Origin of the sequence: Jatrophihabitans sp., assembly GCF_036389215.1 — a bacterium.
Lineage (GTDB): Bacteria > Actinomycetota > Actinomycetes > Mycobacteriales > Jatrophihabitantaceae > Jatrophihabitans_A.
Window position 1 is genome coordinate 1 of the sequence record NZ_DASVQG010000134.1, and the last position, 11,426, is coordinate 11,426.

Annotated in this window: 8 protein-coding genes; 6 read left to right on the forward strand and 2 right to left on the reverse strand. The window is 68.5% G+C overall.

Going from position 1 to position 11,426, the window contains the following annotated elements:
- Nucleotides 1-1,241 (reverse strand): HelD family protein (locus VF542_RS06220; RefSeq protein ID WP_408650831.1); only part of this gene is annotated, 1,241 nt, incomplete at its 3' end.
- Nucleotides 1,242-1,401: 160 nt separating this feature from the next.
- On the reverse strand, nt 1,402-7,518 hold the full coding sequence (locus VF542_RS06225; RefSeq protein WP_408650832.1) for a putative Ig domain-containing protein: 6,117 nt from the start codon (nt 7,516-7,518) through the stop codon (nt 1,402-1,404).
- Between the two features lie 320 nt (nt 7,519-7,838).
- Between VF542_RS06225 and VF542_RS06230 the strand changes: the two genes are divergently transcribed.
- The 6 genes from VF542_RS06230 (at nt 7,839) to VF542_RS06255 (ending at nt 11,306) form a co-directional block, all read left to right on the forward strand.
- The gene (locus VF542_RS06230; protein WP_408650833.1) at nt 7,839-8,441 is read left to right on the forward strand and encodes a GNAT family N-acetyltransferase; all 603 of its coding nucleotides are present in this window, start codon (nt 7,839-7,841) and stop codon (nt 8,439-8,441) included.
- A complete protein-coding gene (locus VF542_RS06235) occupies nt 8,438-8,776 on the forward strand; it encodes a DUF6916 family protein (RefSeq protein WP_408650834.1) in 339 nt (112 codons plus the stop codon). Before VF542_RS06230 ends, VF542_RS06235 begins: the two co-directional genes overlap by 4 nt.
- A complete protein-coding gene (locus VF542_RS06240; protein WP_408650835.1) occupies nt 8,773-9,270 on the forward strand; it encodes a phage tail protein in 498 nt (165 codons plus the stop codon). Before VF542_RS06235 ends, VF542_RS06240 begins: the two co-directional genes overlap by 4 nt.
- A gap of 28 nt (nt 9,271-9,298) precedes the next feature.
- Entirely contained in the window at nt 9,299-9,811 is a 513-nt protein-coding gene (locus tag VF542_RS06245; RefSeq protein ID WP_408650836.1) for a phage tail protein, read from the forward strand.
- A 16-nt stretch (nt 9,812-9,827) separates the two neighbouring features.
- Nucleotides 9,828-10,358: a phage tail protein gene (locus VF542_RS06250; protein WP_408650837.1), complete on the forward strand. Its 531-nt coding sequence runs from the start codon at nt 9,828-9,830 to the stop codon at nt 10,356-10,358.
- Between the two features lie 303 nt (nt 10,359-10,661).
- Nucleotides 10,662-11,306: a hypothetical protein gene (locus VF542_RS06255; protein WP_408650838.1), complete on the forward strand. Its 645-nt coding sequence runs from the start codon at nt 10,662-10,664 to the stop codon at nt 11,304-11,306.
- The last annotated feature ends 120 nt before the right edge of the window (nt 11,307-11,426 follow it).

Here is an 11,426-nt window from a genome sequence, read left to right on the forward strand (position 1 = left end):
AGCAGCTGGAGTTCCTCCTCGCTCAGCCGGCTGCCGGCGCAGCGCCGGGCGAAGTCCACGTCGGTGTAGAGCCTCATCAGCACCACCCGCGGATCCAGGGCGGGCCAGACCGAGTCGACGTACTCGCGCACCTGCGGCGACCGGGCCACCTTGGCGGTCTCGGCATCGGACGGGGCACCGCCGGCGTCCTCGCGCTGGCGGCGGACGTCCTGGGCCAGCAGCTGCCGCAACCGCTCCCGGGCGGTGTCCCAGCGCAGCTCGCCGGCGGCCAGGCTGCGGCGCGCGTCATCGACGTAGCGCCGTGCCCGCTCGACCGGGATCCGGTACCGGCGGGTGCCCACGATCGGCACGGCGTCCTCGATCGGCTTGGCGATGTAGCTGAACACCGCCCGCCGCAGCACCTCGGCCATCCGGGCGTCGCCCTTGAGGACCGCGACCGGCACCGGGTCGTCGCGGCGCGGGTCGAGGTCTGACACCAGCTGGTCGACGGTGCTCTGCCGGATGCCGCTCTCACCGAGGGCCGGCAGCACCTGGGCGATGTAGCGCAGGAATGCCGAGTTCGGCCCGACCACCAGTACGCCGGACCGGCGCAGCCGCTCGGGGTAGCTGTAGAGCAGGTACGCCGCCCGGTGCAGCCCGACCGCGGTCTTTCCGGTGCCGGGAGCGCCCTGGATGCACAGCGAGGTGTCCAGGTCGGCTCGCACCAGCTCGTCCTGATCGGGCTGGATGGTGGCCACGATGTCGCGCATCGGCCCGACCCGGGGCCGCTCGATCTCATCGCGCAGCAGGTGCGAGGCCAGCCCCAGCTCCTCACCGGCATCCAGGTGCTCGTCCTCGAAGGAGGTCAACCGGCCGTCGGCGAAGCCGAACCGCCGCCGCAACGTCACGCCCTGCCGGTCGGCGGTGCTGGCCCGGTAGAACGGCCGCGCGATCGGCGCTCGCCAGTCGATCACCATCGGGTCACCGGAGTCGTCCCGGATGTGCCGGCGGCCGATGTGGAAGACCTCGCCGGCCGAGTGCGAGCCGTCGGGGTCGCGGTCGGTGCGGCCGAAGAACGGCGGCGCGGAGCTGTCGGCCAGCTGCTTCAACCGATCCGCCCGCAGCCGGCCGAGGCCCTCGCTGGCGAGGGCGTCCACGCCGTAGTCGGCGATCCGCTCCGCGGCCTCGCGCATCTGCGCCAGGCATGCCAGGGACTCGTGCAGGTGTCGTCGTTCGGCAAGCAGCAGCGGATCGTCACTCACGATTGGTCAACGCTAGACCTGGCACGCAAGTCAATTTGTTCATCGGTTCTTCGGGACTGCCGAGAACGGACTCGGCCCGGTCCGCAGGTCGCGGACCGGGCCGAGCACCGGTCTAACGGGGCTGGCTCAGGCTGGTGTCAGTCCGGAGCCAGTGAACTGCTTACTGCTCGTCGGGACGCCGGCGCCGGCCGAGCAGCAGCAGCAGCACCCCGGTCAGGGTCACCGCTCCCGCCGAGGCGGCCGAGGCACGCTGATCGGCCTGCAGGCCGGTGTTGGCCAGCCCCGACCCGATCGGCGTGGTGGTGCCACCGGTACTCGTGCCGACGATCGGCGTGGTGGTGCCCGTGCTGGTTCCCAGCGGCGGGTTGACCACCGTATCGGCGCTGAGGTAGCGCGCCTTGCCGTCGGTACCGATGCCAGCCGCCATGACCGTCTTGGAGCCGGTGTTGTTGACCACGGTCATCGGGATGCTGAACTTGCCGGCAGCATCCGCGTAGCCGTGGGCAAGCACCGTCAGCTTGGTGCCGTTGCTGCTGCTGTAGTACCAGCCGAGCTCGATCGGCGCCCCCGGCTTGTAACCGGTACCGGTGACCGTGATCACCTGGTTGACGTAGATCTTCGACGGCACGCCGCCCAGCTTGCCCGCGGGCTTCGGCGCCTTGGCCGGCAGTGCCACCGCGGCCACCGCCGTCACCTTGAGGGTGAAGTTCTGGCTGGCGTTGGGTGCGATGCCGTTGCTGGCCGTGATCACCAGCGGGTAGTTGGTGCTGGTGGTCACCGTCGGGGTGCCGGCGATGGTGGCGGTCCCGTTGTGGTTGTCGGTGAACGTCATCCCGGCCGGAAGGGCGCCGGTCTCGGTGATCGTGGTCGCGGTCGGGTAGCCGGCGGTCGTGGTGACCGTGAAGGACTGCCCGGCCAGGTGCGAGGTGAACGTGGCGGTGTTGGCGCTGGTGATCACCGGCGGTGCGTTGACGGTCAGCGTGAAGCTCTGGGTCGCGTTGGTGCTCGCCCCGTTGCTGGCCGTGATGGTGATCGTGAAGGCGCCCGCCACGGTCGGGGTGCCGGCGATCGTGGCAGTCCCGTTGTGGTTGTCGGTGAAGCTCACCCCGGCCGGCAGCGTGCCGGTCTTGGTGATCGTGGTCGCGGTCGGGTACCCGGCGGTGGTGGTCACCGTGAAGCTGCCCGCGCTGCCCTTGGTGAAGCTGGCGTGGTCGGCGCTGGTGATCACCGGCGAGGCGTTCGCCGGCTGCACCGTCAGCGTGAACGACTGCTGGGTGGACCCGGCCGAGTTGCCCGCCGTGAACGTCAACGGGTAGCTGCCCGCGGTGCCCGCAGCCGGCGTGCCGGCCAGGGTGGCGGTGCCGTTGCCGTTGTCGGTGAAGCTGACACCGGAGGGCAGCGCGCCGGTCTGCGACAGCGAGGTCGCGGTCGGGTAGCCGGCCGTGGTGGTCACCGTGAAGCTGCCCGCCGAGCCGATCACGAACGTCGTCGAGTTGGCGCTGGTGATGACCGGCTTCTTGGTGACCGTCAGCGTGAAGCTCTGGGTCGCGTCGGTGCTCGCCCCGTTGCTGGCGGTGATGGTGATCGGGAAAGCGCCAGCGGCGGTCGGGGTGCCGGCGATCGTGGCCGTGCCGTCACCGTTGTCGGTGAAGGTCACACCGGCCGGCAGCGAACCGGTCTTGGTGATCGTGGTCGCGGCCGGGTAGCCGGCCGTGGTGGTCACCGTGAAGCTGCCCGCCGAGCCGAACGCGAACGTCGCGTGGTCGGCGCTGGTGATCACCGGCGAGGAGTTCGCCGGCACCACCGTCAGGGTGAAGGACTGCTGGGTGGACCCGGCCGAGTTGCTGGCGGTGATCGTGATCGGGTAGCTGCCGTCGGTGCCCGCGGCCGGCGTGCCGGCCAGGGTGGCGGTGCCGTCACCGTTGTCGGTGAAGGACACCCCCGTCGGCAGCGCACCGGTCTTGGTCACCGTGGTCGCCACCGGGTAGCCGGCCGTGGTGGTCACCGTGAAGCTGCCCGCCGTGCCGATCACGAAGGTGGCGTGGTCGGCGCTGGTGATCACGGGCTTCTTGGTGACCGTCAGCATGAAGCTCTGGGTCGCGTCGGTGCTCGCCCCGTTGCTGGCGGTGATCGTGATCGGGAAGGCACCCGAGGCGGTCGGCGTGCCCGCGATCGTGGCCGTGCCGTCACCGTTGTCGGTGAAGGTCACACCGGCCGGCAGCGAACCGGTCTTGGTGATCGTGGTCGCGGCCGGGTACCCGGCCGTGGTGGTCACCGTGAAGCTGCCCGCAGTGCCCATCGCGAAGGTGGCGTGGTCGGCGCTGGTGATCACCGGCGAGGCGTTCGCCGGCACCACCGTCAGCGTGAACGACTGCTGCCGGTTGCCGGCCGCGTTGGTGGCGGTGATGGTCAGCGGGTAGCTGCCGTCGGTGCCGGCGGCCGGGGTGCCACTCAACGTGGCGGTGCCGTCACCGTTGTCGGTGAAGCTCACCCCGGCCGGCAGCGCACCGGTCTTGGTGATCGTGGTCGCCACCGGGTAGCCCGCCGTGGTGGTCACCGTGAAGCTGCCCGCCGTGCCGACCACGAAGGTGCTGTGGTCAGCGCTGGTGAAGCTGGCCAGCTCGTACACCATCAGGGTGAAGGACTGGGTGGTGAACCCGGTGGAGTTGGTGGCCTTGAACGACAGGCTGTACGTCCCGCCGGTGCCGGCCGCCGGCGTGCCGGCCAGGGTGGCGGTGCCGTCACCATTGTCGGTGAAGGTGACACCGGAGGGCAGGGTGCCGGTCTCAGCCACCGTGTCCGCGGCCGGGCTGGTGGTCACCGTGAAGCTGCCCGCCGAGCCGACCGTGAACGTGGTGTGGTCGGTGCTGGTGATGTCCGGCGCCTGGTTGACCGTCAGCGTGAACGCCTGGGTGCCATCCGGGGCCACCCCGTTGCTGGCCGTGATGGTGATTCCGAACGTGCCGGCCGCGGTCGGGGTGCCGGCCAGGGTGGCAGTGCCGTCACCGTTGTCGGTGAACGTCACGCCGGCCGGCAGCGCGCCGGTCTTGGTGATCGTGGTCGCCGCCGGAACGCCCGGCGCCGTGGTCACCGTGAACGAACCCGCAACACCCTTGCTGAACGTGTCGTGGTCGGCGCTGGTGATCACCGGCGGCTGGTTGACCGTCAGGGTGAAGTTCTGGGTGTCGTCGGCGTTGACACCGTCGCTGGCGGTGAGGGTCAGCGGGTACGTGCCACCGGTGCCCGCGGCCGGCGTGCCCGCGATCGTGGCGGTGCCGTTCCCGTTGTCGGTGAAGGTCACGCCGGACGGCAACGTCCCGGTCTTGCTGAGCGTGACGCTGCCCGCGCCACCGGAGGTGGTCACCGAGAACGACCCCGCAGTCCCCACCACGAAGGTGGCGTGGTCGGCACTGGTGATCACCGGCGACTCGGTGACCGTCAGCGTGAAGGACTGGGTCGCGTTAGTGGTGGCCCCGTTGCTGGCGGTGATGGTGATCGGGTACGAACCAGCGGTGCCGGCGGCCGGGGTGCCCGCGATGCTCGCGGTGCCGTTGCCGTTGTCGGTGAAGGTCACACCGGACGGCAGCGAGCCGGTCTTGGTCAACGTGGTCGCCACCGGGAACCCGGCCTGGGTGGTCACCAGGAAGTTGCCCGCTGTGCCGGCCGCGAAGGTGGCGTGGTCGGCACTGGTGATCACCGGCGACTCGCTGACGCTCAGCGTGAACGCCTGGCTGTCCGACGGGGCGGTGCCGTTGTCGGCGTTGATGGTGAAGTTGTACTGCCCGCCGCTACCGGCCGGCGGCGTGCCGGCCAGGGTCGCGGTGCCGTCCCCGTTGTCGGTGAAGCTCAACCACGCCGGCAGGGTGCCGGTGGTGGTGAGCGTCGGGTTCGGGAACCCGCTGGTGGTCACCGTGAACGACCCGGCGCTGCCCACCGTGAAGGTGGTGGTGTTGCCGCTCGAGATGGTCGGCGCGGTGTTGACCGTCAGGGTGGCGGCGGTGGACGTCGCCGAGCCGGTCGAGTTGGTGAACACGGCCCGGTACTTGTTGCCGTTGTCAGCCGAGGCCGCCGTGAAGGTGTAGGTGGTGCTGGTCGCGCCGGCGATGTTGGTGAAGTTGGTGCCGCCATCGGTGGAGCGCTGCCACTGCACGGTCGGGGCCGGGAAGCCGGATGCCGCCGCGACGAAGCTCACCGAGGCTCCCGAGTTCACCGTCTGGTCCGACGGGTTGGTGGTGACTGCCGGTGGCTGGTTGACGGTGACGGTCAGCGTCTGGGTGCCGTTCGGGTTGACCCCGTTGGACGCGGTCAGGCTCAGCGAGTACGCCCCGCCGGTACCGGCCGCCGGCGTGCCGGCCAGGGTGGCGGTGCGGTTGCCGTTGTCGGTGAAGGTCAGGCCGGTCGGCACGGTGCCCGTCTTGGTGATGGTGACCGGCGTCGGGTAGGCGGTCGGAGTGGTGGTGATCGTGAAGGAGCCGGCCGTGCCGACCGTGAAGGAGGTGCTGTTGGCGCTGGTGAAGGCCGGCGCCTGGTTGACGGTGACGGTCAGCGTCTGGGTGGCGTTCGGGTTGACCCCGTTGTTCGCCGTCAGGCTGAGCGGGTAGCTGCCGCCGGCGGTCGGGTTGCCGGCCAGGGTGGCGGTGCCGTTGCCGTTGTTGGTGAACGTCATGCCCGGCGGCACGGTGCCGGTCGCGGTGATCCCGGGTGCCGGGTAGCCGGTGGTGGTCACCGTGAACGAGCCGGCGGTGCCGACGGTGAAGGTCACCGCGTTGGCGCTGGTGATCGCCGGCGGCCGGTTGACCGTGACGGTCGCGGTGGCGGTGCCGTTGTCCAGGGTGGCGAGCACGTGGCCGGGGCCGCTGGTGTTCTGCGAGTTGTAGCTGGTGCTGGCCGACCCTGCGGCCAGGTTGACCGAGGCCGCCCCGAGGGTGGCGCCGCTGGGCAGCGGGTCGGTGAAGGCGATCGGCAGGCCGGCGAAGGCGTCGAGGTTGGCGGTGCCGATCGCCGAGCCGAGCGAGTTCTGGGTGAGCGTGGCGGTGATGGTCGTGGTCGCGTTCGGGCCTACCACGGTGGCCGGGCTCGCGGTGGCGGTCAGCACCAGCCGCGGCGAGACGGTCGGGCCGCCGGCGGCCGTGTCACAGCCGGCGGTGCCGGGGCCGGTGTTGCAGCCCCACCAGTTGTTGGTCGCGTCCAGGGTTGCGCCGCTGGCGACACCCAGCGAGACGCCTGATCCGGTGGCGCCGGTGTTGCCGGTGATCCGGTTGTAGTGCAGCTGAGCGGTGCCGCCGAGGACCGAGACCGCGCCGCCCTGCGGGTTGCTGCCACCGGCGACGGAGTTCGAGGTGAACGTCGACTCGGTGACGGTGAGGGCGCCGCCCTCGGAGAAGATGGCGCCGCCCTGCGGGATGCCGGTGCCGCTGCCGACCACCGTGTTGCCGGTGAACACGCTGTTGGTCACGCTCATCGGGGTGGTGGCGCTGACGCCGGACATGTGCAGCGCGCCGCCGACGTTGATGTTGGCGACCGAGGCGTTGGCGCTGTTGCCACTGAACGTGCTGCCCGAGACGGTGAGCTGCTCACCCGATGCGACATCGAAATGCTGGTATTCCAAGCCCGAACCCGAGCTGCTCCCGCTGGTGTTGCCGGTGAACGTCGTGTTGGTGACGGTCAGCGAGCCGCCCTGGAACTCCACGCCACCGCCGTACTTGTTGGTGGTGGTCGAGTTGACGTGGTTGTTGCTGATGACCGAGTTGCTGAGGGTCAGGGTGTCACGGGTCGTCGAGTTGCCCGACCCGGCGATGATGCCCGCCCCGCCGAAGGTGGTGACGGCGCCGTTGGTGATGGTCACGCCGGAGATGCTGGTGGTCACCCCCCCGATGACGCTGGGGTCGAGGTCGAACACCCGGCTGGCGTTGTTCCCGCTGATGATCGTGCTGCCGGACCCGGCGCCGGTGAGGGTGATGTTGCTGCCCGACACCTTGCCCATCTGCAGCTCACCGTTGGTGAGCAGGTAGGTGCCGGCGGCCACGGTGATGGTGGAGGAGGTGGCTCCGGCGTTGTTGGCGGCGCACACCGCCTCGCGCAGGCTGCCGCTCGACGTGGTCTGGGCTGAGTTGCCACAGGCGCCGAAGTTGGTGGCGACGTCTGCCGTCGAGGTCACGGTCAGGGTGGCGGCGGAGGCGGCAGGCATGAACACCGCCTGGCCGGCCGCTGCCAGCGCGAGCGCCACGCCGGCGCGCGCGAGCAATCGAGGAAGCGATGACGAGCGGATCTGCGGCATGAAATGTCCTTCGATGGCCCCGTAGCAGGTGTTACCCCGCTGTAAATATAGAGATAGATAGTGTTCGAGCACGCTCGGTAACGCATGCATCCGCAAATGTCAACGGGCATCTCACTGTATCTATACGCGACGGAATTAGGTACCCGGTTTGCTACAGAACTTTAACGGCTGAGGGTAGCATTTCCTGGCAAAACGCGACAAAAAAATGCCGGGCTACCGGTGATCTTTATGTTATAAAGCTGCTTGCACTGCTGCGACCTCCTCGTCGTCGGTGCTGGAACTGGCCCAAATCCAGACCGATCAGCGCAAGGAGTGACTGAGTGGCCGAGGAAATACCCGGGTTCACCACCTTGACGCAGGAAGGGGCGGCGGCAGGTCCGCCCACACTGTCACTTCGACCGGCGGAGAGCCCGGATGAGGCGTTGCTGCTGCGGATCTTCGCCGAGTCGCACTGCGCCGAGTTCGAGCTGCTCGGCCTGGAGCCCGCCGCGCTGGGCGGCCTGGTCGGCATGCAGTACCGGGCCCGGCAGGCCCAGTACTCCGCGGCCCAGCCCGAGGCGGTGGAGTACCTGATCTGCGGAGGCGACGGCAGCCCGGTCGGCAGCTGCTGGCTCGACGACACGCCCGGGCAGCTGCGGGTTCTGGACATCGCGGTGCTGCGCGAGCACCGCCGCCGCGGCGTCGCACGCGCGGTGCTCTCTTCGCTGTGCGAGCAGGCCGTCGCAGCCGGCAAGCCGGTCCGGCTCTCGGTCTGGCACCAGAACGTCCCGGCCCGCGAGCTGTACCGGTCATTGGGGTTCACCGCTCCGGCCGGCAGCGGGCCGGCCGGCGATCCAGCCGAAGACGGCGACCTCGGCAATGGCTACCTGGAACTGCAGTTCGTCCCCGACAGCGCACCTCGGCTTCGAGCCGGCGCGCGATGACCGACCGAGCACTGAGCTACTCCGACTTCAACGCCCGGGTGGGCCAGCGGTTCACCATGCGCTTCTCCATCCAGCCGGACGGGGAGGACGCCGACGGGGCCTGCGAGGTCGAGCTGACCGAGTGCGCCCGCAGCACCCTGCCCGGCGCCGTCCGCTCGTTCGACCTGACGTTCCGGGCCGGCCCGGACGCACCCCGCGAGCAGGGCAACTACCTGCTCGTCCGAGAGGACTTCCCACCGGCGGCGATCTTCCTGGTGCCGGTGCGAGCGCTAGCGGACGGCCTGGAGTTCCATGCCGTCTTCAACCCACTGACGGAGGATGAGAATGTGCCATGAGTGATCCCTACATCGGTGAGATCCGGATGTTCGGCGGCAACTTCGCGCCGGTCGGCTGGCTGCTCTGCCAAGGCCAGCTGCTGCAAATCTCGGAGTACGCCGCGCTGTTCAACCTGATCGGCACCACCTACGGCGGCGACGGCCAGAACACCTTCGCGCTGCCCAACCTGCAGGGCCGGCTGCCGATGCACCAGGGCTCGGGCTACGTGCTGGGACAGATGGCCGGAGTGGAGACGGTCACCCTGAACCGCAACCAGATGCCGGCGCACACCCACCAGCCGGTCGGTGCCCAGGCGGCCCAGGGCCAGTCGCCGAGCAACAGCTACTGGGCCAGCAACTCCAACCTGCCCTACAGCCTGGCGGCCCCGGCGGCGGCGATGGCGCCGAACGCGCTGAGCAACGCCGGCGGCAACCAGCCGCACGAGAACATGTCGCCCTACCTCGCGATCAACTTCATCCTCGCCACCGAGGGCATCTACCCGTCCCCGAACTGACCGACGTCCAGACCGGAGTGGACCAGAAATGAGTGATCCCTACATCGCCGAGATCAAGCTGATCTCCTTCAACTACCCACCCAGGGGTTGGGCCTTCTGCAACGGCCAACTGCTGCCCATCAACCAGAACCAGGCGCTGTTCTCGATCCTGGGCACCATGTACGGCGGCAACGGCCAGACGACCTTCGCACTGCCCAACCTGCAGGGCCGGGTGCCGGTCCACCAGGGCATCGGCCAGGGCAGCTACAACGTCGGCCAGGCCGGCGGCGAGGTCAACCACACCCTGACCATCAACGAGCTGCCGGCCCACATCCACCCAGCGGTCGCCCAGTCGACGCCGTCGAACCCGGGTGGTGACAACCCGGCCAACTCGATCTGGGCCGCCACTCAGAACGCCGCCTTCGCGTCCGCCCCCAACGTCTCGATGAACCCGGCGGCGGTGACCGCCACCGGCGGCAGCCAGCCGCACGAGAACATGCCGCCCTACCTGGTACTGAACTACGTGATTGCCCTCGTGGGCATCTTCCCCAGCCGAAACTAGCGACGGAGCGCATACCGTGACCGATCCTTTCCTCGCCGAAATCAGAATGTTCGGCGGCAACTTCGCGCCCTACGGCTGGGCGCTGTGCAACGGCCAACTGATGTCGATATCGCAGAACACCGCGCTGTTCGCTCTGCTGGGCACCACCTACGGCGGCGACGGCCGGGTCACCTTCGGCCTGCCCAACCTGCAGGGCAGCACCCCGATGCAGCAGGGGCAGGGCGCCGGCCTGTCACCGCGCTATCTCGGTGAGACCGGCGGCAGCCCCTACGTCACCCTGATCCAGTCGGAGATGCCGCTGCACACTCACACCGCGCTGGGCGTCAGCGACGCGGGCACCGAAACCAGCCCGTCCAACGCCACCTGGGCCCAGTCGTTGAGTGGCCGGGTGGGACTGAACATTTACTCGACGCAGGCACCCAACCTGACGATGGCTCCTCAGACCGTCCTGCCGACCGGCGGCAGCCAGCCGCACAACAACATGCCGCCCTACCTCACCATCACGTTCATCATCGCGTTGCAGGGCATCTTCCCGCAGCGCCCGTAGCAAGCGAACCCACCAGGCCGGCGACCCCGGCTAGACGGGCAGAGGCGGCATTCAAGCCGGAACCAGCTTGAATGCCGCCTTCCACGGCTCACTATCGGGACAGGGACTCGCAGGCAGAGCAACTTACTGCGGCCGTGGCGATCAAGGCATTGCTTTTCGCTTCCACATTGCGGTCCTCTAGCACCGCAGATGCTCCAAGCGCGGCATCTTCCACGGAGAGGCTACGGCACAGATGACCCATGGATTCAGCACTCGGTTGTCGGGAATGAACCGCTGCCGGTCGCATTTGCTCCCGGATTCGCAATGAGTGAGCTCGCCGCAGCTTCTAAGCATCGGTGGAGCAACTTGCCGGCAACCTACGATGCGCACAGTCTGACCATCGCCCAGTATCCCGTCATGGCGGACTGGGAACGGCCGTACATGGAGCGACTGGCAGCGATTGCAGCGTCCCAGGGCGGAACCGTGCTGGAGGTGGGCTACGGCATGGGGATCTCCGCGTCCGCGCTGCAAGCCCACGATATTGACTCACATATCGTCATCGAGTGTCATCCAGATGTCATAGCGCAGTGCGTCGTCACGCATCGGTCGGCCCTCACGTCCGGTTCGATGCACCTCATGACCGGATACTGGCAGGACGTCACGCCGATGCTGGCCGGCGCATCGATCGACGGGATACTGTTCGACACCTTTCCGGTATCTCAAGAGGAAATGACGATCGGCACGCACATGTTCTTCTTTGAAGAGGCCTACCGACTTCTCAAGCCTGGCGGGGTGCTGACGTACTTCTCTTCGGAGCCGACCACACTAGGTGCGCTACATTATGAAAGGCTCGAGCAGGCAGGCTTCGAGCGAAGAAACGTTCACTTCGAGGTGTGCCCCGTACATCCATCGGATAACTTCAGGTACTGGAACTATTCCTCGATTGTTGCTCCCACCGTCATCAAATAGTCCTAGTGTCGTGACTGTACCCGCATCAACAAAGGCGCCCAGGGAAGTCACGACTTCCCCGGGCGCCCTTGTGTTGCCGCGTTGCCGGCGTTGCTCGATGCCGACAGGCGAAGCCGGCTC